We start from the raw sequence: 22,568 nt of genomic DNA on the forward strand, positions 1-22,568 counted from the left end.
CGGTCGCATGTCCGACCAACCGACACCGGATCCGACCATGACACGCATCGGCGAGGCGGTGCAGCTCGGACGGTCCGGCGCACCGGCCGAGGCCCGCGATCTGCTCACCGCCCTCTGGAACGAGATCGGCCCGACCGGGGACACCCTGCACCGCTGCACCCTCGCCCACTATCTGGCCGACCTCCAGGACACCGCCGACGCCGAACTGGCGTGGGACGAACGCGCGCTCGCCGCCGCCACCGACCTCACCGACGACCGCGCCCAGCGTCACCACGGCACGCTCCAGGTACGCGGCTTCCTGCCGTCGCTGCACCTGAACCTGGCCGACGTGCACCGCCGCCTCGGCGATTCGACCCGGGCGAGGGTCCACCTGGCCACCGCGTCGAGTCTCGTCGGGCACCTGCCCGACGACCCGTACGGGGAGCTGATCCGCGCGGGCATCCAGCACGTCGACGAGGCGCTGGCGGCGGGTTCGACCGACCGTCTCGACTCGCATCCCGGCTGACAATCGCGGTTGCACCCCCGAAAGATGCCTGCCAGGGTCGACGGATGCCAGCGGTGACCGGTGCCGACGTACGAGCGGCGTCCGACGAGATGATCCGGGTGCTGCACCTACACCACGAACGCGACTGGTCGGTGCCGGCCGGGACGTTGACGTGGAGCTGCTGGACCACCGCCGCACACGTCGCGCACGACCTGCTCGCGTACGCCGGTCAGGTCGCCGCGAGTGCGGACGACGGCTACCTCCCGTACGACCTGCGGGTCTCTCCCACCGCGCGCCCGGCGCAGGTGCTCACCGTGGTGCGCGCCTGCGCCGGGCTGCTCGCCACCGCCGTCGACGCGGCCCCGCCGGACGCACGGGCCTGGCACTTCGGGCCGTGCGACCCGGCGGGTTTCGCCGCCATGGGGGTGGCCGAGACGCTGCTGCACACGTACGACATCACAGTCGGCCTCGGTGTGCCGTGGCAGCCGCCCCCGGAGCTGAGCACGCTTGTGTTGCGGCGACTCTTCCCGGACGCCCCGACGGGCACCGCCCCCGACGTGCTGCTGTGGATGACCGGTCGCGGTGAGCTGCCGGGACGCGCGCGCCGCACCTCCTGGAGCTGGCGGGCCGCCGTGGACTAGGGCGCGTCGAGCGAGTGCCGGTGACCGTCAAGCGGAAACGGCGGCTGGGCCGGCAGCACCTCCCGGAACGCGTAACCGCTCTTCTGCGCCACCCGGCAGGACGCCACGTTGTCCACCTGGTGCAGCAGATCGAGGCGGGTCAGCCTGGGAAACCTGTCGAACGCCCACCCGCTCAGCGCGACGACCGCCCGGGGGGCGACTCCGCGACCGCGGGCCCACGCCGCCGTCCAGTACCCCACCTCGGCCGTCGGGCCGTGCGGCGTGGGGTACTTGAGCACCACGTTCCCGACAAGCCGTGGGCCGTCCGGGTCGTCCTCGAGGACGGCGAAGCCGTACCGGCGGCCGTCGTCCCAGTCCCGTCGCGCCCGGTCCAACCACCGCCGCCCCTCGGCGGCGTTGCTCACGGGCAGGCGGGTCCACCGCCGCAACACCGGATCCCGGTACGCGTCCACGAGGGCGTTCAGGTCGTCGGCGCACCAGGGGCGCAGGGCGAGTTCCCGCGCCGGGGAAACCGCAGGCGCCCGTAGCTCGATCAGCATCCGCACAGTCTGCCGCCGCGAGCCCCGATCCGGGTACCCGCCGATCGCGGCTCAGCCCCGACGCCACCAGCGCAGCCACCAGCTCCGGCGCGTCCGGCGCGGCGAAGCGACGGCGGTCGTCACCTGCTCGACGGCGGGCGTGGTGATCTCGGGCCGGGCGCGCTCGGCGCGCCAGCGGTGGACCACGTCGTCGACGTTCACCGGCCGGACCGCCACGCGCGGACCCTCGGGGTTGCGCAGCCACGCCACGATCTGCGCGTTGAGCTGGCCCACGAAGTCCCGGACGGACTGTTCGGTGGGCAGGTCGCGGACCTCGTCGGGGACCTGCTCGACCCGCCGGCGCAGTTGCAGCGGCGTGGGCAGCAGCAGGTCGCTCGGCAGCTTCTCGCGCTCCAGGAAGCTCTTGATCCACCACGACTCGTCGTACGGCATTCCGCGCCCGGGGATCGGCTTGCCCATGCCGGGCAGGTTGTCGAACTCGCCGCGTTGCACGGCTCCCCGGATCTGCGCCTCGACGGCCGCGTCCCATGCCTCGGTCACCCTGCGCACCTCCCCTGGTCACCGTAACGCGCAGCCGCCGACCGGCCGACACGCATCTGATCAGCGCGGCCGTGGGCCGGAGCATTCCCGCCGAGACGGTTTGCGCCCCGCTGACCGGATCCGAGGCCACCGCCTGGCAGGTGGCCTGGGACAACGCGGCCACCCCGGACTTACGGTCGGTCTGGACGGCTGTGGAAACGGGGGAATCGTCATGGTCGGTTCGGGTGCGCTGCTGGGCATCGCGTTGGTGGCGTTGGGGCTGGTGCTCACACCGGGCCCGAACATGGTCTACCTGGTGTCCCGGTCGGTGGCGCAGGGCCGCCGGGCCGGGCTGATCTCGCTGCTCGGGGTGGCCGCCGGGTTCGGCGTCTACCTGACCACGGCGGTCGCCGGCCTGGCCGCCGTGTTCGTCCTGGTGCCGACGCTGTACGCGGTGGTGAAGCTGGCCGGCGCCGGCTACCTGCTGTGGCTGGCCTGGCGCACGGTACGCCCGGGTGGCAGATCTCCCTTCACGCCCGCGCCGCTGCCGCCAGACCCGCCGCGGCGGCTGTTCACCATGGGCCTGGTCACCAACCTGCTCAACCCGAAGATCGCCATCCTGTACGTGTCGCTGCTGCCGCAGTTCGTCGACCCGACGCGCGGGCACGTGGCGGCGCAGAGCCTGCTGCTGGGCCTGACCCAGATCACCGTCGCGCTGAGCGTCAACGCGCTCATCGTGCTCAGTGCCGGCACCCTTGCCGGGTTCTTCGCCCGCCGGCCGGTGTGGCTGCGCGTGCAGCGGTGGGTCACCGGGACGGCGCTGGCGGCGCTGGCCGTGCGCATCGCCGCCGACCGTTCCCGCGCCGCGGTCGCCACCCCCTGACCCCGGCGGGTCACCGCTCCCGGTGGCGGCGCAGCATCCCGGCGGCCAACGGCGCGGCGTCCAGGTCACCGGCGGCGAGCCGGGCGGCGAGCGTACGACGCACCATCCGGTCGGCAAGCGCCGGCGCGTGCCGGGCAACTGCCATCTCCAGGCGTCCCCGCCGGGTGGTCGCCACGTCCCGGGGCGCGCGGCGAGCGGCGGCCGCCCGCAGGATCGCCGCGACGACACCCTCGACGGACTCCGGGCGGGACACCCCGCGCAGGGACAGGCCGGCCTCGGCGGTGCTGTCGTGGATCGGTGACGCCACCATGCTCGGGTAGACGACGCTCACCCCGACGTGGGTGCCCACCTCGTGGCGCAGCGCGTCGGCGTACGCGACAAGGGCCCGCTTGCTGACTCCGTACGCGGCGGCCAGGGGCAGCGGCAGCACCGCCATCCGGCTGGCCACGAAGATCACCCGACCGCGTGCGTCGAGCAGCGGGGGCAGCGCGGCGGCGGTGGTCCGCCACGCGGCGAGCAGGTTGACCTCCAACTGCTGGCGTACCACCTCGTCGGGCGGCAGCTCGGCCGGGGCGGGGCCACCGATCCCGGCGTTGTTGACGAGCAGGTCCAGCCCGCCGAGCCGGTCGACCGCAGCGTGCACCGCCTCCGGTACGGCGGCCGGGTCGGTGAGGTCGCAGCCGAGCACCGGCAGGTGGTCGTCGGGGCGCGGGTGCAGGTCGAGCCCGACCACCCGGGCGCCGGCGGCGCGCAGCGCGCTGCCCAGGTGCCGGCCGAACGTGCCGCTGGCCCCGGTGACAAGCATCCGCCGGCCGGTCAGGCCGGTCACCGCTGTGCCCCGGCCGGGACGACGGCGCGGGCGCGGCGGGCTCCGGCGGCCAGTTCCCGGGTCAGTTCGGCCAGGTAGGCGTCGAAGTCCACGCGCATCGCCGGTCGGCGCTGACCCCAGCGGGCCGTCGCGGCGCGCAGATCCGCCCGGCAGGCGGCGCGTTGCCGGTCCGGCTCGGGCAGCGCGTACCTGCCGGCGAGCTGCGCGGCGACAAGCTTGGCCTGCGCCTCCACCAGGGGAAACGCGGAGCCGGTGGACTGCATCAACCCGACGAACGTCAGGCCGGGCGCGTCGGGGTGGAACACGTGCCGGTACAGCGGCAGGGTGTCGGCGCCGCCGCCGAGCAGCTCCGGGTCGAGAAACGGGATCTCCACCCGGTAGCCGGTGCACCACACGATCAGGTCGACGGTGTCGCTGCGGCCGTCGGTGAACTCGACCCGGTCGCCGTCGAGGGCCGCGACGCCGGGCCGCGGCTCGACGTCGCCGTGGGTGAGCCGGGACAGCAGCCCGTCCGAGAGCGTCGGATGGTCCTGCAGGAAGCCGTGCGTGGGCGCCGGCAGCCCGTACCGGGCAGGGCTGCCCACGGTGGCGGTGAGCATCGTCTGGGTGATCCGCTGACGCAGGCGCCACGGCAGCCGGCGGGCCAGCGCCCCGTTGAGGGTGTCCGACGGGCGGCCCAGCAGGTACTTCGGCACCACCCAGACACCCCGGCGCAGCGACAGCAGGGTCCGCTCGGCGGTGTACGAGGCGTCGACGGCGATGTCCATCGCCGAGTTGCCGCCGCCGACGACCAGGACGCGCTTGCCGGCCAACTGTTCGGGGCCGCGGTAGTCGTGGCTGTGCAACTGCTCGGCGGTGCACGTGCCGTCGTACGGCGGCTCGGGCAACCGGGGCACCCGGTTGTGGCCGTTGGCGACGACGACGGCGTCGACGGTGACCTCGACCGGCCCGTCGGGTCCACCCGCGCGCACCGTCCACCGGCCGGCGGAATCGCGTGTGACGCGCTCGACCGTGTGCCGTAGGCGGATGCTGTCGCGCAGGCCGAAGCGGTCGGCGTAGTCGGCCAGGTAGCCGGCGACGCGGCTGTGGTCGGGGTAGTCGGGCCAGTCGGCGGGCATCGGGTGGTCGGCGAACTCGGTGCGGCCCCGGCTGGTGTTCAGGTGCAGGGTGCGGTACGCGGGCGAGTCGGGTGCCCCGTACACCCACAGTCCACCGACCTGGTCGGCGGCCTCGAAACACACGGTCGGTACGGCCGCGTCGCGCAGCGCCTTGACGGCGGCGAGGCCCGCCGCGCCGGCGCCGATCACCGCCACCCTGGGTGGTGCCTGCATCACTGCCCCCCACTTAATCCAACGTCCGATGGATAATCGTCGGACGTGGACGGCCCGTCAAGGGGTGGGCGGCCCGTACAGCCCGTCCAGGAGCCGGTGCACGAACGCACGGAACTCGCGCCGCTCCCGGGCGCCCGGCGCGCCGGCGGCAAGCGCCACCACGTGCCCGTGCGTCGCCCAGACCAGGCTGCGGACGGTGACGTGCGGGGTCGGCTCGGCCAGCGCGCCGGCCGACGCCGCGGCGGCGAGCAGCTCCGCCACCAACCGGTACAGGGGTTCGGCGTAACGCTCGTCCAGCTCGGCGTGCCGCTGTGGCTCCAGCCAGCGACGCAGCCACAGCGCTGTGGTCTCCGGCCGGTCCTCCAGGAAGTCGACGAACACGTCGACCAGATCGTGCAACGCCCGCCGCGCCGCGTCCGGGCCGGCCCGCAGCGCCGAACGGGCCTGCTCGGCGGCCTCGGTCAGCACCTGTTGCTCGGCGGTGAAGACGCGCGCGAAGCAGGCGTCGTAGAGCGCTGCCTTCGTACCCGTGTGGTGGGCGACAGTGGCCACGTCGACCCCGGCGGCGGCGGCGACCTCCCGCAGCCCGACGGCGTCGAAGCCGCGTTCGGCGAACAGCGTGGTGGCCGCGTTGAGCACCACCTCGCGCGTCGGTCGGGTCTCGTCGCGCCGGGGACGACCCGGCCGGCGGCGGGGCATGGTCATGGCCGCCATTGTGCCCCTAGAATCCAGCAACTGTTGGATTGGGAGAGGATGCGGCGATGACCGGGCTCGACAGGCGGCCCGTGGCCGCCACGGACACGACGCTGCCCCGTGGCCCTCTCGCGGGTTTCGCGGCCGGCTCGCTCGGCATGGGCGTCTGGGTGACGGTGCCCGGCCTGCTGCTGCTCTACTTCCTCACCGACGTGCTCGCCGTCGGGCCGTGGCTGGCCGGCATCGCGCTGCTGCTGCCGAAGATCGCCGACGTGGTGCTGCACCCGTGGGTCGGGCACCGCGCGGACGTCGAGCAGGCCCGCCGGGGTGACCGGCGGCGGCTGCTGCTGCTCGGCTGCGCGCTGCCTGTCGCGTTCGCCGCGCTGTTCGCGGTGCCCGGCGGCCTGACCGGCGCCTCGGCCGCCGCGTGGGTGGCTGTCGTCTTCATGGCCGGCAACCTGCTGTTCGCCGCCTACCAGGTCCCCTACCTGTCGACCCCGGCCGACCTGCGGATCGGCTACCACGAACGCACCAGGCTGATGGCGTTCCGGATGGTCGTGCTGACCCTGGGCATCCTGCTCTCCGGGCTGCTGGCCCCGCTGCTCACCGGCGGCGACGCGGCGACCCGCGCCGGCTACCAGCGGATGGGGCTGGTCCTCGCGGTGGGCATGCTGGTGGCCATGCTTGTCGGCGTCGCCGGCATCGCCCGGCTGCGCGGCTCGGCGGCCGACCCGACCCCGGCGGGGCACGGCGGGTGGCGGGCGCTGCGCACGGCGCTGCGTGACCGGCAGTTCCGCTGGCTCGTCGCCGCCTACCTGGCCATGTCCACCACCACCCACCTGGTGCTGGCCGGGGTGCCCTACTACGCCGAGTACGAGCTGCGCGCGCCCGGACTGACCACGGTGCTGGTGGCCGCGTTCGTCGCTCCGGCGCTGCTTGTCACACCCGGTTGGCTGGTCCTGGCCCGCCGGGTCGGCAAGCAGCGGGCGCTGCTGGGCGCGCAGGGGGCGTTCGCGCTCGGCTCGTTGGTGCTGGCGGTGGGCCGCCCGGCCGGACTGCCGCTGCTCATCGGGGCGGTGGCGGTGCTCGGGGTGGCGTTCGCCGGCATGCAGCTGCTGCCGTTCTCGATGCTGCCCGACGTGATCCGCGCTGCCAGCGCCGGCGGCACGGGCGCGGGCACCTACACCGGGGTGTGGACGGCCACCGAGGCCACCGGTGCGGCGCTGGGCCCCTACGCGTACGCCCTGTGCCTGACCGTCGGTGGCTTCGTGGCCTCGACGGCAGGTGAGTCGCCGGTGCAGCCCGACGCGGCGCTCGCGGCGGTCCGCTACGGCTTCGGGCTGCTGCCGGCGGTGGCGATGCTCGCCGCGGTGCTGCTGCAACGCCGCTACACCCTGGACGCGACGGCCCGGGCGACGAGCTGAGCGGCCGGCACTAGACTTCGCCCTCGATGGACGCGCAGCTCACCCCCGCCGAGACCCGTCCGTGTGCCCACTGTGGACGCCCGGTGCCGCAGCGTGTCGGCGCGGGTCGACCGTTTCGCTACTGCCGGGACAACGACGGCGCCTGCCAACGCGCGTCGCGTAACAGCCGCATGCGCCACCGCAACGCCCCCGGCCTGCCAGGGCAGGTGGCCCGCACGTGGGAGGCGGTGGACCGGCTCGACCAGATCGTCGAGACGCTCACCGAGGCGCTGCACGCCGAACTGTCCCCGGTGGGGGTGCAGCGCCAGCTCGCCCAGGCCCACGCCGAGGCCGCCGCCGAGATCGCGGCGGCGCAGACCGAACGGGACGAGGCCCGCGACGACGCCGAGACCGCCGCCGCCGACGCGGCCCGGGCGCGGGAGCAGGCCCGGCTCGTCCGCGCCGAGGCCGACGACGCCCGCCGCGACGCCGAGCAGGCCGCGCGGCGGGCCGCCGACGCCGACGAGCGGGCCCACCGCGCCGAGGCGACCCGGGACGACGCCCGCCGCGACGCCAGCGCGGCCCAGGCGCTGCGCGCGCAGGCCGAACAGGACCGTGACCAGGCGCGCCGCGACCGGGACGACATGCGCGCCGCACACGACGCCGAGCGGCAGCGGGCCGCCGACCTGACAGTGCAACGCGACGCGGCGCGCGCCGACGCCGAGCGGGCAACCCGGGAAGCCGCCGAGGCCACCGAGCGGGCAGAGCGGTGGCAGGCCGAGGTGCAGGACGTGCGCCGCCAGATCGACCAGGCCCGCGCCGACGCCGCGCGGACCCGCACCGAGGCCGCCGACGCGGCCCGGGCGCGCGAGCAGGCCGACCGGGCCCGCGACCGCGCGCTGGTCGCCGCCGAGCAGGCCGAACACGCCAGGCAGGAGGCCACCGAACTGGCCGTGCGGCTACGCGCGGAACTGGCCGCCACCGCCGCGCACCGCGACGCGCTCGCCGCCGACCTCACCGCCGCCCGCGACGCCGCGGCCACCGCCGAGGGCCGGGTCACCACCCTGACGGTACGACTGGACGCCGCCGAGACCGACCGGGACGTGGCCCAGCGGCGGGTGGCGCAGCTCGGCGACCAGGTCAGCGACCTGGCGCTGGCGCTGTCCCGCCTCGGCGCCGCCGCCCCCCGGGACACGGCAGGCTGAGTCTGCGCGGGTTCAGTGGATGCCCGCCATCAGCGCGCGGATGTGTCGGGCGAACATCACCGCGCCCACCCCGAACGCCACCGACGCCAGCCCGAAGGTGAGGAAGTAGGTCGGCTCGGACCAGGTCTCGGCGAGGCGGGCCACCTGGCCACCTATCGCGTCGCCGACGGCGGTGGCCAGAAACCACAGCCCGAGCATCTGACTGGCGTACTTCACAGGCGCGAGCTTGGTGGTGGCGGACAGCCCGACCGGGCTCAGTGACAGCTCACCGGCGACCTGGATGGCGTACACGGCGACCAGCCACCACGGTGACACCCGGTCGCCGCCGACGGCGGCCTGCGCCGCGGCGGCCATCAGCACGAACGACAGGCCGTTGAGCACGAGGCCGACGGAGAACTTCACAGGTGTGGACACCCGGTTGCCGACGCGCAGCCACAGCAGCGCGAACAGCGGCGCACCGATGATGATCAGGATCGGGTTGACCGACTGCAACCACGACGCGGGGAAGGTGAAGCCGCCGACGTTCCGGTCGGTGCGCTCGGCGGCGAAGATGTTCAACACCGACCCGGCCTGGTCGTAGATCAGCCAGAACGCGGCGGCGAAGACGAACAGCCACAGGTACGCCTTCATCCGGGACCGTTCGGTGGCGGACAGTTCCCGGTCGGTCATGATCCGGGCGAAGTAGCCGACGGCGACGAGCACGGTGACCCCGGTGAGCAGGTTCACCACCGTGTTGACGGTGAACAGCCCGACAAGCGCGAGGACGGCGACGAGCACGACGAGCGCCACCACTGCCGTGCCGGCGCGGATCAGCGCCCGGCGGCGGTCGGCGCCCAGCAGCGGATCGGCCGGCCGGTCGCCGGCGTCGCCCAGGTTGCGCCGGCCCAGCACGTACTGGATCACGCCGAAGGTCATACCGACGGCCGCCACCGCGAACCCGAGGTGCCAGTTGATCTTCTCGCCGAGGTAGCCGGTGATCAGCGGGGCGACGAACGCGCCCAGGTTGATGCCCATGTAGAAGATCGAGAAGCCGGCGTCGCGGCGTGGGGAGTCCCTGTCGTACAGGCTGCCCACCATGGTGGAGATGTTCGGTTTCAGCAGGCCCGTGCCCAACACGATGAGCGCCATCCCGGCGAACACGCTCCAGCGCACCGGCACCGCCATCACGTAGTGCCCGGCGGCGATCACCACCCCACCCCACAGCACGCTGCGCCGGGCGCCGATCAACCGGTCGGCGACCCACCCGCCGGGCAGCGCCAACAGGTACACCATCGCGTTGTACGTGCCGTAGACCGCGTTGGCGCTGGCGTCGCCCAGGCCCAACCCGTCGTCGGCGACCTCGGCGGTGAGATACAGCACGAGGATGGCCCGCATCCCGTAGAAGCTGAACCGCTCCCACATCTCGGTGAGAAAGAGCGTCGCCAGGGCCCGGGGATGCCCGAAGAACGTCCGCTCGTTGGCCGCTCGCCGCTCGACCGGGACGTCCTGGGTCATCGCAACCTCCTGTGCGCTCGGGCGGTTAACATCCCCGGTGGCAGCCGAAACACTCCACCATCGCGACCCGCCCGGGGATCACCTGCCCGGGTGGCCGCCCCGGCCGGCTACCCTTGGTCGCGGCCCACCCGTGGACGCCTCACGCCCTGCGGCGGGAATGGCGCGACGGGAACGCACCGTTACACCCAGAAGACCAGCACCACGAACGAGGGGAAGTCGATCATGGGCGAGCGTATGCTGCGCGGAAGCCGCCTGGGCGCGGTCAGCTACGAATCCGACCGCAACACGGAGCTCGCGCCGCGTCAGACCCGCGAGTACCTCTGTGCCAAGGGCCACCAGTTCGAGGTGCCGTTCGCCGTCGACGCCGAGGTCCCGACGACCTGGGAATGCAAGTTCGACGGCAGCGTCGCCCGACTCGTCGACGGCAGCGAGCCGGAGCAGAAGAAGGCCAAGCCGCCGCGTACCCACTGGGACATGCTGCTGGAGCGGCGCTCGATCGCCGAGCTCGAGGACATCCTCGCCGAACGGCTCCAGGAGGTTCGTACCCGCCGCGGCCGCGCCTGAGCCGCACACCGAACGACACGGCGCCCCCGGGGTTCTCCCCGGGGGCGCCGTCGTGTGTGGGTGCGGTTCAGTGGCGCCCGGGCTCGATGATCTCCCCCTCGATGGCCCGGCCCCCGTCGACGACCACCGGCTGCTCCGGCTGCGGCGTCGGCTGCGGCGCGCCCTGGCGCACCCGCACCGTACGCGGCCCGAACAGGTCACCGGCGACCATCGACGACACCCGCCGCTCGGCGGTGCGTTGCACCCCGGAACGGGCCAGCCGTCGCAGTGGCGGCACCAGCAGCAGCAGCCCGACCAGCCCGCTGACCAGACCGGGCACCGCCAGCAGCAGCGCGCCGGCCAGCCCGACGAGCCCGTCGGTCACCTGCCGTCCCGGCGGCTGACCCGCCTGCGCCGCGGTGCGGAACCCACGCCAGGCGCGCATGCCCTCGCGGCGCAGCAGCACCAGCCCCAGCAGCGACGCCGCGAACACCAGCAGCACCGCCGCGCCGAACCCGACGGCCCGTCCCACCAGGACGAACACCGCCAACTCCACCGCCACCGCCAGCAGCAGGGCAATCGGCACGAACCTCAGTCCTCGGCGCATCTCACCTCATCGCCAATCCCCGGTACGCCGACACGCACCGTCCTTCCAGCATGACACGGCCCCGCTCACGGCCACCGCACCTGACCGGTGGGGGTGCCGTTGAGGCCACGGCGTACCGCCTGACGCCGGTCCCGCACCCCCCAGGTGGTGATCCGCCACAGTGCCTCGGCCACGATGCGGGGGCTCATCTTGCTGTCCCCCCGCTCGCGTTCGGCGAACGTGATCGGCACCTCCACGATCCGCACACCGGCGCGGTGCGCCAGCCGGGACAGCTCCACCTGGAACGAGTAGCCCTGCGAGCACACCGACGCCAGGTCGATGGCGTCCAACGCGCTGATCCGGTAAACCCGGTAACCGCCTGTCGCGTCGGACACCGGCATGCCCAGGGCGAGGCGCGCGTACAGGTTGCCGCAGCGCGACAGCAGCAGCCGCCGCAGCGGCCAGTTCACCACCCGCGCGCCGCTGGTCCACCGCGACCCGATCACCACGTCGGCGTCGCGGGCCGCCGTCAGCAGCGCCGGCAGGTCCTCCGGGGCGTGTGAGCCGTCGGCGTCCATCTCCACGACCGCGTCGTAGCCACGCTCGCGCGCCCACCCGAACCCGGCCAGGTACGCCGCGCCGAGGCCCTGCTTGCCCTCGCGGTGCAACACCTGCACGTGCGCGTCACCGGCGGCGAGGTCGTCGGCGATCGCGCCGGTGCCGTCGGGGCTGTTGTCGTCGGCGATGAGGATCTGCACGGCCGGGGCGGCCCGGCGGACCCGTCCCACGATCGCGGCGACGTTGTCGGCCTCGTTGTAGGTGGGGATCACCACAAGCACCCGACCCACGCCGGGCACCTCGTCCGGCCGCCTGATCGTATCGGTCGCCTGGATCACGGTTCCTCCGCTTCCGCCGGCGTACCGGCTGCTGCTATCCGGGCATGATCCGCTGCCGCCGGCGCAGCACCGCCGCACCGACCAGGGCCGCCGCGGCCAGCCCGGCGAGCGCCACCTCCGGCCACCAGCCGAGGCGGGTGGCGAGGGTACGGCCGTCGTCGAGCCGCAGCTGCCGCACCACGACCTCCCGGGTGTTGAACCCGGTGGCATCGCTTACCCGCCCGTCCGGGGCGACGAACCCGGACACTCCGACCGTGGAGGCCATCAACGCCGGTCGGCCGTGCTCCACTGCCCGCAGCCGCACCATGGCCAGCTGCTGGCGGGCCTCTGCCACGTCGAATGTGGCGTTGTTGGTCTGCACGACGAGCAGCTGCGCGCCGCCGGTGACGGTGTCGCGGACCACCCCGTCGTAGGCGACCTCGAAGCAGATCACGTCGCCGAGCACCGCCGGGCCGGCGCGTACCACGCCCGGGGTGCTGCCGGCCACGAAGTCCGAGCGGACCAGGTCGACCTTGTCGCTGACCATGCGGGCCACGTCGCGCAGCGGCACGTACTCGGCGAACGGCACCGGGTGACGTTTGGCGTACAGCTGGTCCAGGTCGGGGCCGGCGCCGGGCCGCCACAGGATGCCCACGTTGCGGACCTCCCCGGCGCCGGGGCCCTGCAGGACCGCGCCGACGAGGATCGGCGCAGCGATGGCGTCGGCGGCCTGCGAGATGCGCGCCCCGGCGGTGGGGTTGCGCAGCGGGTCGATGTCGCTGGAATTCTCCGGCCACACCACCAGGTCGGGGCGGTGCTGCTGCCCGGCGGTGACCCGCGCGGCCAGCTCGATGGTGGCGTCGACGTGGTTGTTGAGCACGGCCTGCCGTTGGGCGTTGAAGTCCAGGCCGAGGCGCGGCACGTTGCCCTGCACGATCGCCACGGTGACCGTGTCGCCCGACCCGGCGGTGGCGACGGGAACCAGCAGGCTCGCCGCGCCCACCCCCACGGCCACGGCGGCCGGTGCGGCAGCCGCCAGCCACCATTCGGTCTGGGCGTCGCGGCGGGCCACCACGCCCCGCCAGACGGCCGTGACGAGCAGCCCACCGAGCAGGGCCACCGCGAAGGTGACAAGCGGGGCGCCGCCCAGCGAGGCGAGGCGCAGCAGCGGCGACGTGTCCTGGCTGAACGCCAGCCGCCCCCACGGGAACCCGCCGAACGGGGTGCGGTCGCGCAGCGCCTCCTGCCCCACCCAGAGCAGGCCGGTCAGCGCCGGCCACGCCCACCGGCCGCGGTCGGCCAGCGGCGACACCCAGGCCGTGGCCATGCCCAGCAGCGCCAGGTAGCCGGCCTGCAACAGCGACAGAAGCACCCACGGCAGGTAGCCGGTGTGCAGGTTCGTCCACTCCAGCAGCGGCGCGAACAGCGCCACACCGGTCAGGAAGCCCAGTCCGGCGCCGGCGCGCAACCGCCGCCGGTGCGCGGCGGCGGCCAGCAACGCCACGCCCACCGGCGCGAGCGGCCACACCCCGTACGGCGGGAACGCCACAAGCAGGGCCAGCCCGGCGGCCACGGCCATCGGCGCGGCCACCCGCAGCGGCAGCGGCAGCCCAGCGGCAGCCGGGCCGGGCGCCGATGTCGGCGCGTGAGTCTCGTCCCGGTCCAGCGTCGTCACCGCAGCGTCCCCTCGATCACGGGGCGAAGGCTACCTGGCCAGCGGTCGTGACGGCCGCATCGGGCTGTCGGGGACAGACCACCCGACGGACATGAAATCGGGGCGCGGCTCGCGCCGCGCCCCGATGCTCCCAGGCCCTCCCCGGCCGGTGCGGCGAGGATGCGGCACGCCGACCTTCGGACCGACCGGACGCGGACTGGCTGCCCCCGCCGGGCCGTTGTCTACTGGCCGTGCACCTCACCCTGCCCGTACACCGGTAACCGCGACCGGTTCGCGCCGCCCCGCCGACCCCCGCCCGCTGGACCTGGCCGCCGCGACGATGACGCTGAAACATGTCGCTCGGCCAGCGGACGAAGGGACGAAGCGAACAACAGCCGCTTCCCGTGGTAGGACTCAAAGACGGTACGTGCTGCACCCCGCCTCCTGTCAACCCACCCGGGCCTGTCGTGTGTTGCGACACGGCGTGTCGGGTCGGCGCGTCTCACTGCGTCCGCAGGTGGTGACGCAGCAGTGCCCCCGCGGCCGTCCGGTGCTCCTCGGCGAGGAGCCCACCGGCGGCCAGCACGTAGTCGACGTCGACCACGGGGGTCGCGGCGCGGGGCAGCGGCCACCCGCCGGCGTGGTCGCCCAGGACCGCCGACAACACCTGCACCGCCACCGGCGCCGGGGCGTGCCGCAGCACCCCGCCCGAGCCCACCATCAGCCGCACGTCGCGCAGGTCCCGCCCGGCGCGTTCCCCGGTGGCCGCCCCGCGGGCGTGCCGGCGCAGCGCCACGGTCGCCGCGAGGGCGGCGATGCGGGCGTCCGCGGCCCGCTCGGTGTCGTCGACGGCCAGGAACCCGGGGTCGGCGGCACGCCGGGCGGCGGCGGCCGTCAACGCGTCGGCCTCGTCGGCGGCGAGCAGCCGCTCCTCGGCGGCGGCCCGCACCACGCCCGGCGCGCTCCACCGCATCCCCAGGTCACCCTCGACGGTGCGGGCCCGCCACAGGCTGCCGGCGACCTCCCGACCGGGCCCGGTGGCCCGCTCATCGGGCGTGAGCACCGAGTACACGTCGGTGGTGGCGCCTCCCACGTCGACGACGGCCAGGTCGCCTCCGATGGTGTCGGCGAGCACCTCCACGCCGGTGAGCACCGCGTCCGGGGTGGCCGCGCGGACCAGCCGCGCGAACCGGTTGCCCCGCGACAGCCTCTTACCGCCGATGACGTGACGCAGGAACACCGCCCGGATCGCCGCGCGCGCCGACTCCGGGGCGAGCACCCCGATGCGTGGCAGCACGTTGTCCGCGCCTGTCACCGGCACACCGGCGGCCTGGAGCAGCCCGGTCAGCTCCGCGCGCACGTCGGCGTTGCCCGCGTACACCACAGGTCTGCGCCAGCGGGCGCGGGCCAGCCGGGTCGCGTTGTGGGCGATCGTGTCGGCGTCACCGCCGTCGGTGCCGCCGACCAGCAGCACCACGTCGCAGCGGGCCGCCCGCAGCGCCGTCAGGTCCGCCGCGCCGAGCCGCCCGGCCGCCACGTGCACCACGTGCGCGCCTGCGGACAACCCGACCCGCCGGCCGGCCTGCGCGGTGACCAACGGCTCGTAGCCGATCACCGCCAGGCGCAGCCCACCGCCGGCCGACGAGCACACGTACCACTGCACGTCGCGCGCCCCGAGCCCGGCGGTGGCCGCCGCGACCGCGGCATCCAGGCCGTGCAGCACGTCGCTACCGACCGTCGTGGGCGCGGCCGCCGCGCCCACGAGGACACCGGCGGCCAGGTCCACCACCGCCGCCTTGGTGTACGTCGAACCGACGTCCGCGCAGACCGCCAGGGTCACAGGCCTCCCCGTTCGCGACTGCGGCGCTCGCGGCTCACTGTGCCGCGGGGACGACCACGGTGCCGGTCGCGGTGACCGCCACGATCGGCGGGTCCAGGACCTCGGCGGCGGACTCGGAACGGTCCGGGCGGCCCCGGCACACCACCGCGCAGCTCAGCTCCAGGGTGCGGCTGCGCGAGCCCACCCGGGACACCTGCGCGGTCACCTCCACCACGTCACCGGCGCGGATCGGAGCGGTGAACCGCACGTCGGTGTACCCGGCGAACAGTCCCTCGTCACCGTCGGTGCGGATGCACACCTCCGTGGCGACGTCCCCGAACAGTCCCAGGGCGTACGCCCCGTCGACGAGGTTGCCGGCGTAGTGCGCGTGCGAGTACGGCACGTACCGCCGGTGCGTCACCGTCAACCCGAGCCTTGCGTCGGTCATGTGGTCGCCTTCCGCTGCGTGATCAGGGCGTGCACGAGGTAGCTGGCCACCTCGCCGGGCGTGGTGCCCCGGCCGAAGATCCGGTCCACGCCCAACTCGGCGGTCATCGTCTCGTCGAACCGGGGACCGCCGACGATCAGCAGGGGTCGCTTGCCCGCCGGCATGGCCTCGCGGAACGCGGCGGACATCTCCCGGGTGTTGTGCAGGTGCGCGTCGCGTTGCGTGACGACCTGCGACACGAGCACCGCGTCGGCCTTCTCCGCCCGGGCCGCCTCCACCAGCTCCGGCACGCTTACCTGCGCGCCCATGTTGGTGACCTTCAGCTCCCGGTAGTACTCCAGGCCCTTCTCCCCCGCGATGCCCTTGACGTTGAGGATCGCGTCGATGCCCACTGTGTGCGCGTCGGTGCCGATGCACGCACCGACCACCGACAGCTTGCGGCGCAGCCGCTGCTTGACCACCGTGTTGACCTCCTTGGCCGACAGCAGCGGGAAGTCCCGTTCCACCACCTGCACCGCGTCGACGTCGACGAGGTGGTTGACCCGCCCGTAGACGACGAAGAAGGTGAACCCGTCACCCATCGGTTTGGCGTGCACCAGCATCGCCGGGTCGATGCCCATCTTGTTGGCCAGCTGCACCGCCGCGCCCTCGGCCCGCTTGTCGTGGGCCACCGGCAGGGTGAACGACACCTGCACCATCCCGTCACCTGTGGTGTCCCCGTACGGGCGCACGATCTGCCTACTCACGCCGCCGCCTCCAGGATGTCGGTGGCCGGGTTGCAGTAGTCCGCCTCGTGGGCGGCGACCCCGGCCAGGCCCTTACCGCGGTCCGCGGGCCGTTTCATGATCCCGAAGGTGCCCTCGGCGATGGCGGTGAGCAGCGTCTGCTCCCCGATGCGCTCCAGCAAGTCCAGGGCCTCACCGAGGACCTGGTTGGCGCGGCGGCGGATGAACCCGCCGGGCGCCGGCACGAAGTCCTCGTGCAGCCCGCCGGCCGCGCCCAGGACGTACCGCACGTTCTGCAGGGCGATGTCCCGGTCGGACAGCCACGGCGTCACCACGGCCTCGGTCATCATCCCCACCAGCAGGATGCCCTGACCGGTCAGCGCACCGGCCAGGTTGAAGAACCCGTCGAGCAGATTGCCCCGGAACACGTCACCGGTCATGTGCTTGGTCGGCGGCATCCACTTGAGCGGCGCGTCCGGGAACAACTCCCGAGCCAGCAGCGCGTGCGCCAACTCCAACCGGAACGACTCCGGCACCTCCGGGTTGATCTCGAACGCGTGCCCCAGCCCCAACTGCCAGTCCGCGAGGCCCGCCTCGTGCGCGAAGAACTCGTTGAGCAGCTGCGACACCGTCACCGTGTGCGCCTCGTCGACCGCGTCGGCGGTGGTCAGGTAGTTGTCCTCACCGGTGTTGATGATGATCCCGGCGCGGGCGTGCACCTGCCGGGAGAACCGCTGGTCGACGAACGTGCGCACCGGGTTGATGTCGCGGAACAGGATCCCGTACATCGAGTCGTTGAGCATCATGTCGAGGCGTTCCAACCCGGCCAGGGTCGCCATCTCCGGCATGCACAGGCCCGACGCGTAGTTCGTCAACCGCACGTAGCGGCCCAACTCCTTCGACGACTCGTCCAGCGCCGCGCGCATCAGCCGGAAGTTTTCCTGCGTGGCGTACGTGCCGGCGAAACCCTCCCGGGTCGCGCCCTCGGGCACGTAGTCCAGCAGCGACTGACCCGTGGAGCGGATCACCGCGATCACGTCCGCGCCGGCCCGCGCCGCCGCCTGCGCCTGCGGGATGTCCTCGTAGATGTCCCCGGTCGCCACGATCAGGTAGATCCACGGCCGCTGCTTCGGGTCGCCGTGGCGCTTGATGAGCCGGTCCCGCTCGGCGCGGCGCCTGTCGATGCGCCGGATGCCCGCCCCGACGGCCCTGCGCGCCGCCGACCGGGCCGCCGTGGCGGCCCGCCCCGTGGGCAGTGCGAAGCGCACCGACCCGGCCGCGGCCTTCTGCGCCAGCAACGTCACGTCAGTGATGCCCTCGCGGGCGAGGGCGTCGAACACCGGCAGCGCCACCCCGTGGCCCAACCCCACGTCCGCGACGACCGCGTCGACCAGCCGGTTCACCCAGGGGATTCCGTCCGGGTCTGCGCCACTCACCCCGGCCAGGCGCAGCACGGCCCGCTCCACCGACACCGTGGTGTGGCTGCGGGCCAGGTCGACCACCGGCTGCCCAGCCCGACGCGCCAACTCCCGCGCCCGCGCCACAAGCACCGGATCAAGATCAAGCTTGCCGGTCACGCCGCCGCCCCCGCCACACCGCTCGTCCGCTCGTTCACGACGACCCTTCCTCGTAGATGACCTCACCGCGCAGCACCAGGCGCCGGCAGACCGGCAGCGGCGTCGGATCGTCCGGACCCCGCAGCTCCGGGTCCTCGGCCAGCAGCACCGGCAGGCCCCGCTCCACCCCGGCCGGCGTCGACCACACCGCGAACGTCGCCGGCGCGCCGAGCGCGAGAACGCCCTCGGCGTCCAGGTGCACCGCCCGCCACCCACCCCGGCTGTGCGCCGCGAACGCCGACCGCACACTCATCCGCTGCGCCGGGTTGTGGTGCGCCGCCGCCGCCCGCACCGACCCCCACGGGTCCAGCGGCGTCACTGGCGAATCCGACCCGAACGCCAACGCCACACCCACCGAGTGCATCGCACCCATCGGGTTCGACTCCAACGACCGGTCCAACCCCAACCGCGCCTCGTACATCCGACCCGCGCCGCCCCACAACCTGTCGAACGCCGGCTGCATGCTCGCCACGACCCCGTACTCCACGAACTGGGCGATCATCCGCTTGTTCATGATCTCCGCGTGCTCGACGCGGTGCCGCGCCGCGCGCAGCCGCTCCACGCCGAGCGTCGAAGCCGCCGCCGCGAAGCCCTCAAGCACCGTGCCGATCGCCGCGTCACCGATCGCGTGGAACCCGCCCTGCATGCCGTGCGCCGCGCAGTCCACCAGGTGATCACGCACCTGCTGCGCCGACAGGTACCCGTGCCCGCAGCCGTCACCGTCGCCGTACGGCTGCGACACGTGCGCCGTACGCGAACCCAACGCCCCGTCGGCGAACAGGTCACCACCGGCACCCACCGCGCCCAGCTCCCGGGCCCGCGCGGCGCCACCCAACTCGCCCCAGTACCCGTACACCTCGGGCAGAGCCGCACCGGAGATGCCCAGCAGGCCCGTGAAGTCCTCCTCGTCGGAGATGCCCGGACCACCGCACTCGTGCACCGCCGCGATACCCAGCGACGCCGCGTGCGCCAACGCCACCCGCTGCGCGGCGACCCGCTGCGCCCGACTCACCGACCCCTGCGCCGCCGCCCGCACCACATGGTGCGCGTCGCGCCGCAACCAGCCCGACGCGTCGTACCCGGCCTCGGTCGCCGCCTGCGGGCACGCCGCCAGCAACGACGACGACACAAGCGCCGAATGGATCGACGCCTGCGACAGGTACACCCGCCGGCCCCCGGCCGCCCGGTCCAGCGCCGACGCGTCCGGCAACGCCGGATCCGACCAGCCCGACTCGTCCCAACCGTGCCCCAGCACCACCGCGTCGGCCGGCAGACCCGCCGCGAACGCCGCCACCGCGTCCAGCAACTGCCCCGCCGAGCGCACCCCGGACAACTCCAGCCCGGACAACGCCAACCCGGTGTCGGTGGCGTGCACGTGCGCGTCCACGAACGCCGGCGTCACCAGCGCCCCACCCAGGTCCACCACCCGGTCGGCCGGCGGCGCGTCACCGTCGGTCCCCAACCAGGCGATCCGCCCAGCGGACACCAGCAGCGCCGTGGCGCTCGGATCGGCGGGACAGTGCAGCACGCCGGCGCGGTACAACGTCGAGGGGTTCGTCATGACCTCAGTCTGCCGCGATCCGCGCCGTGAACATCTGACGCACCCCCGGCTCGGCGCGCAACAACCCCAGCGCCAGCTCCGCGTGCCCCGGCACGTACCCGTTGCCCACAAGCATCGTCACGTCCGCCGCCAGCCCTTCGGCGCCCAACGCCGCCGCCGAGAAACTCGTCGCCATCGAGAAGAAGATCACGGTGCCGCCGTCAGCGGTGGCCAGCACCGCCCCGTGCTCACACCCCGGCACGTCCACGCACACCACAGTCACGTCCGCCGGGGTGCCCAGCGCCGTGGTCACCGCCGTGGACAACCCGACCGGGTCCCGCGCGTCGGCCAACGCCACCGCCGAGGCCAGACCGGCGGCCGTCAGCGCGTCGCGCTCCGCCGCCACCGGAACCACTCCCACGGTACGGGCGGCGCCCGCCCGCCGCGCCGCCGCGAGGGACAGCGAGCCGCTCTTGCCCGCCCCACCGATCACCGCGACCCGCACCGGCGTCGGGTCACCGGCACGCTGACGATCCTCGACGTACCGCGACACCACCCGGGCGGTCAGCGCGGGCGCCCCGCACACGTCCAGCACGGCGAGGGACAGCTGGGGGTCCTCGTCGTCGGGCAGCACCGCGGCGATGGACCGCGCGAACAGGATCGCCCACCCGTCGCACGGCACCTGCTCGCTGCGGCCGTCCCAGCGGGCCAGCCCGTCGGTCACGACAAGCGGCGTCAGCGTCAACGACACGAGCGTGGCGACCCGCTCACCGGGCTTGAGCCCGAGCGGGGAACGCCGACCGGCCTCCTCGACGGTGCCGATCAGCATGCCGCCGGAGCCGGTCACCGGGTTCTGCATCTTGCCCCGCGTCGATATGATCTCCAGCACCTCGGCACGAACCGCGTCACCGTCGCCGCCGTGCTTCTCGGACAACTGCCGGAAGCTCGCCGCGTCGAGGTTGAGCCGCTGCACCCGGATCCGCACCTCGTTGGGCGCGATGGCGGCGGACGCGTCCAGCCGCCAGGCCGCCTGCGGCAGCACCCCCGCCGGTTCCACGACGCGGTGCAGTCCCACCGGTGACGTCACGCCGACCTCCCCTGTCCAGCCGTCCGAAGCCACCGTCAAGGCTCGCGTAACGGGAAAACTTACGGCAGACTAGTTTCTGTACCGAATATTTTCCAGTAGCCTTCGGGCCCGTTGATCAGCCGCAGCACCGAGGAGGGGCCGTGACCCAGACCCAACCGGTTGAGACCATCCCTCAACCCCGTCACGCCCCGGTCGCCGCACCGACCGCCGGGCAACCGTACGAATACCACCGCCGCCCCCTGGTCGAACCCGACTGGACCCGCTTCCCCGGCTGGCGCCACGTCACCCGCGAGCAGTGGGAATCCGCCCAGTGGCAGCGCGTCAACTGCGTCAAGAACATCAAGCAGCTCCGCGTCGTCCTCGGCGACCTCGTCGACGAGAGCTTCTACGCCGACCTCGAGGCCGACCAGAAGGCCATGGCCACCATGTCCATGCTGGTGCCACCACAGATGATCAACACGATGGTGCCGTTCGCGCCCCTCACCACCGAGGCGCTGCTCGCCGACCCCATCCGCCGCTACATGATCCCCGTCGCCTCCGACCGGCGCACCGACTGGCCGTCACACCCCTACGCCAGCCGCGACAGCCTCCACGAGCACGACATGTGGGTCGCCGAAGGCCTCACCCACCGCTACCCCACCAAGGTCCTCGCCGAACTGCTCTCCACCTGCCCGCAGTACTGCGGGCACTGCACCCGCATGGACCTCGTCGGCAACTCCACCCCCGCCGTCGACAAACTCAAACTCACCCTCAAGCCCGTCGACCGCTACGACGCCCACATCGCCTACCTCAAGGCCCACCCCGGCGTCCGCGACGTCGTCGTCTCCGGTGGCGACGTGGCAAACGTCCCCTGGCGCAACCTCGAGTCGTACCTCATGCGCCTGCTGGAACTGGAGACGGTCCGCGACATCCGCCTCGCCACCAAGGCCCTCATGGGCCTGCCCCAGCACTGGCTGCAACCCGACGTCGTCGAAGGCCTGGAACGCGTCGCCCGCACCGCCGCCCGCCGCGGCGTCAACCTCGCCATCCACACCCACGTCAACCACGCCCAGTCGCTCACCCCACTGGTCGCCAAGGCCGCCCAGACCGCCCTCGACGTCGGCGTCCGCGACGTCCGCAACCAGGGCGTCCTCATGCGGGGCGTCAACGCCACCACACCCGAGCTGCTCGACCTCTGCTTCGCGCTGCAGGGCGAAGCCGGAATCCTGCCGTACTACTTCTACATGTGCGACATGATCCCCAACGCCGAACACTGGCGCGTCCCGGTCTGGCACGCCCAGCAACTCCAGCACGACATCATGGGCTACCTGCCCGGGTACGCCACCCCCCGCATCGTGTGCGACGTACCGTTCGTCGGGAAGCGCTGGGTGCACATGCTCACCGACTACGACCGCGAACGCGGCATCTCCTACTGGACCAAGAACTACCGCACCTCCATCGAGTCCACCGACCTGGAGGCGCTCAACAAGCGCTACGCCTACTACGACCCGATCGACACCCTGCCCGAGGACGGCCAGCAGTGGTGGGCCGACCACCGCGACGACTGACCCCCCCCCCCCCCCCCCCCCCCCCCCCGCCCCGCGCGCGCGGCGGGGGGGGGGGGGCGGGGGGGCGGGGGGCGGGGGGGGGGGGGGGGGCGGGGGCCGGGCCCGCC

22 protein-coding genes are annotated in these 22,568 nt (G+C 73.6%); 7 read left to right on the top strand and 15 right to left on the bottom strand.

The window, feature by feature from the left end; all coding sequences use genetic code 11:
• The first annotated feature begins 7 nt into the window (after positions 1-7).
• Together ACFY1S_RS18425 and ACFY1S_RS18430 are read left to right on the top strand one after the other, a co-directional pair.
• Positions 8-505 carry a hypothetical protein gene (locus tag ACFY1S_RS18425; protein ID WP_387119245.1) on the top strand — a complete coding sequence of 166 codons (498 nt, stop codon included), beginning with the start codon at positions 8-10 and terminating at the stop codon, positions 503-505.
• A 44-nt stretch (positions 506-549) separates the two neighbouring features.
• A complete protein-coding gene (locus ACFY1S_RS18430) occupies positions 550-1,125 on the top strand; it encodes a maleylpyruvate isomerase N-terminal domain-containing protein (protein ID WP_387119248.1) in 576 nt (191 codons plus the stop codon).
• Here the strand turns inward: ACFY1S_RS18430 and ACFY1S_RS18435 are convergent.
• A complete protein-coding gene (locus ACFY1S_RS18435) occupies positions 1,122-1,664 on the bottom strand; it encodes a GNAT family N-acetyltransferase (RefSeq protein ID WP_387119251.1) in 543 nt (180 codons plus the stop codon). The genes ACFY1S_RS18430 and ACFY1S_RS18435 overlap by 4 nt on opposite strands.
• 51 nt (positions 1,665-1,715) lie before the next feature.
• Positions 1,716-2,204, bottom strand: coding sequence for a DUF1992 domain-containing protein (locus tag ACFY1S_RS18440; RefSeq protein ID WP_387119254.1), 489 nt, complete (start codon positions 2,202-2,204; stop codon positions 1,716-1,718).
• A gap of 211 nt (positions 2,205-2,415) precedes the next feature.
• On the opposite strand from ACFY1S_RS18440, the gene ACFY1S_RS18445 reads away from it, so the two are divergent.
• Entirely contained in the window at positions 2,416-3,066 is a 651-nt protein-coding gene (locus ACFY1S_RS18445) for a LysE family translocator (RefSeq protein ID WP_364365173.1), read from the top strand.
• A gap of 10 nt (positions 3,067-3,076) precedes the next feature.
• Here ACFY1S_RS18445 and ACFY1S_RS18450 read toward each other — a convergent pair whose 3' ends face one another.
• Genes ACFY1S_RS18450 through ACFY1S_RS18460 form a run of 3 tightly spaced genes read right to left on the bottom strand, consistent with a single transcriptional unit; the run spans position 3,077 to position 5,931 of the window.
• Positions 3,077-3,871 carry an SDR family NAD(P)-dependent oxidoreductase gene (locus ACFY1S_RS18450; RefSeq protein WP_387119341.1) on the bottom strand — a complete coding sequence of 265 codons (795 nt, stop codon included), beginning with the start codon at positions 3,869-3,871 and terminating at the stop codon, positions 3,077-3,079.
• Positions 3,872-3,891: 20 nt separating this feature from the next.
• Positions 3,892-5,226: a flavin-containing monooxygenase gene (locus tag ACFY1S_RS18455; RefSeq protein ID WP_387119258.1), complete on the bottom strand. Its 1,335-nt coding sequence runs from the start codon at positions 5,224-5,226 to the stop codon at positions 3,892-3,894.
• Between the two features lie 57 nt (positions 5,227-5,283).
• Positions 5,284-5,931: a TetR/AcrR family transcriptional regulator gene (locus ACFY1S_RS18460; RefSeq protein ID WP_387119261.1), complete on the bottom strand. Its 648-nt coding sequence runs from the start codon at positions 5,929-5,931 to the stop codon at positions 5,284-5,286.
• Positions 5,932-5,987: 56 nt separating this feature from the next.
• Between ACFY1S_RS18460 and ACFY1S_RS18465 the strand changes: the two genes are divergently transcribed.
• Positions 5,988-7,343 carry an MFS transporter gene (locus ACFY1S_RS18465; protein ID WP_387119264.1) on the top strand — a complete coding sequence of 452 codons (1,356 nt, stop codon included), beginning with the start codon at positions 5,988-5,990 and terminating at the stop codon, positions 7,341-7,343.
• A 26-nt stretch (positions 7,344-7,369) separates the two neighbouring features.
• Positions 7,370-8,527 (top strand): hypothetical protein, encoded by a 1,158-nt coding sequence (locus ACFY1S_RS18470; RefSeq protein ID WP_387119267.1) that lies wholly within the window; start codon positions 7,370-7,372, stop codon positions 8,525-8,527.
• 12 nt (positions 8,528-8,539) lie between these two features.
• On the opposite strand, the gene ACFY1S_RS18475 is transcribed toward ACFY1S_RS18470, so the two are convergent.
• Positions 8,540-10,021 carry a peptide MFS transporter gene (locus tag ACFY1S_RS18475; protein ID WP_387119270.1) on the bottom strand — a complete coding sequence of 494 codons (1,482 nt, stop codon included), beginning with the start codon at positions 10,019-10,021 and terminating at the stop codon, positions 8,540-8,542.
• A gap of 222 nt (positions 10,022-10,243) precedes the next feature.
• On the opposite strand from ACFY1S_RS18475, the gene ACFY1S_RS18480 reads away from it, so the two are divergent.
• Positions 10,244-10,585 (top strand): RNA polymerase-binding protein RbpA, encoded by a 342-nt coding sequence (locus tag ACFY1S_RS18480; RefSeq protein ID WP_046564157.1) that lies wholly within the window; start codon positions 10,244-10,246, stop codon positions 10,583-10,585.
• 67 nt (positions 10,586-10,652) lie between these two features.
• Here the strand turns inward: ACFY1S_RS18480 and ACFY1S_RS18485 are convergent, their stop codons facing one another.
• From ACFY1S_RS18485 to ACFY1S_RS18525, 9 genes are all read right to left on the bottom strand, one after another.
• Positions 10,653-11,171, bottom strand: a complete 519-nt coding sequence (locus ACFY1S_RS18485) for an FxsA family protein (protein WP_387119273.1) — start codon at positions 11,169-11,171, stop codon at positions 10,653-10,655.
• 65 nt (positions 11,172-11,236) lie between these two features.
• Positions 11,237-12,046, bottom strand: coding sequence for a polyprenol monophosphomannose synthase (locus ACFY1S_RS18490; protein ID WP_387119276.1), 810 nt, complete (start codon positions 12,044-12,046; stop codon positions 11,237-11,239).
• Positions 12,047-12,080: 34 nt separating this feature from the next.
• Entirely contained in the window at positions 12,081-13,700 is a 1,620-nt protein-coding gene (gene lnt / locus ACFY1S_RS18495) for an apolipoprotein N-acyltransferase (protein ID WP_387119280.1), read from the bottom strand.
• Positions 13,701-14,181: 481 nt separating this feature from the next.
• Entirely contained in the window at positions 14,182-15,519 is a 1,338-nt protein-coding gene (locus ACFY1S_RS18500) for a glutamate mutase L (protein ID WP_387119283.1), read from the bottom strand.
• A 34-nt stretch (positions 15,520-15,553) separates the two neighbouring features.
• Positions 15,554-15,946: a hotdog domain-containing protein gene (locus ACFY1S_RS18505; protein WP_387119286.1), complete on the bottom strand. Its 393-nt coding sequence runs from the start codon at positions 15,944-15,946 to the stop codon at positions 15,554-15,556.
• Positions 15,943-16,692 carry an OAM dimerization domain-containing protein gene (locus ACFY1S_RS18510; protein WP_387119289.1) on the bottom strand — a complete coding sequence of 250 codons (750 nt, stop codon included), beginning with the start codon at positions 16,690-16,692 and terminating at the stop codon, positions 15,943-15,945. Before ACFY1S_RS18510 ends, ACFY1S_RS18505 begins: the two co-directional genes overlap by 4 nt.
• Entirely contained in the window at positions 16,689-18,248 is a 1,560-nt protein-coding gene (locus ACFY1S_RS18515; protein WP_387119292.1) for a lysine 5,6-aminomutase subunit alpha, read from the bottom strand. Before ACFY1S_RS18515 ends, ACFY1S_RS18510 begins: the two co-directional genes overlap by 4 nt.
• Positions 18,249-18,282: 34 nt before the next feature.
• Complete coding sequence (locus ACFY1S_RS18520; protein WP_387119294.1) at positions 18,283-19,848, bottom strand: amidohydrolase; 1,566 nt, start codon at positions 19,846-19,848, stop codon at positions 18,283-18,285.
• A 4-nt stretch (positions 19,849-19,852) separates the two neighbouring features.
• Positions 19,853-20,902: a zinc-binding alcohol dehydrogenase gene (locus ACFY1S_RS18525; protein WP_387119344.1), complete on the bottom strand. Its 1,050-nt coding sequence runs from the start codon at positions 20,900-20,902 to the stop codon at positions 19,853-19,855.
• 152 nt (positions 20,903-21,054) lie between these two features.
• On the opposite strand from ACFY1S_RS18525, the gene ACFY1S_RS18530 reads away from it, so the two are divergent.
• Entirely contained in the window at positions 21,055-22,461 is a 1,407-nt protein-coding gene (locus tag ACFY1S_RS18530) for a KamA family radical SAM protein (RefSeq protein ID WP_387119297.1), read from the top strand.
• The last annotated feature ends 107 nt before the right edge of the window (positions 22,462-22,568 follow it).

Origin of the sequence: Micromonospora sp. NPDC000663 (assembly GCF_042898105.1) — a bacterium.
Taxonomy (GTDB): domain Bacteria; phylum Actinomycetota; class Actinomycetes; order Mycobacteriales; family Micromonosporaceae; genus Micromonospora.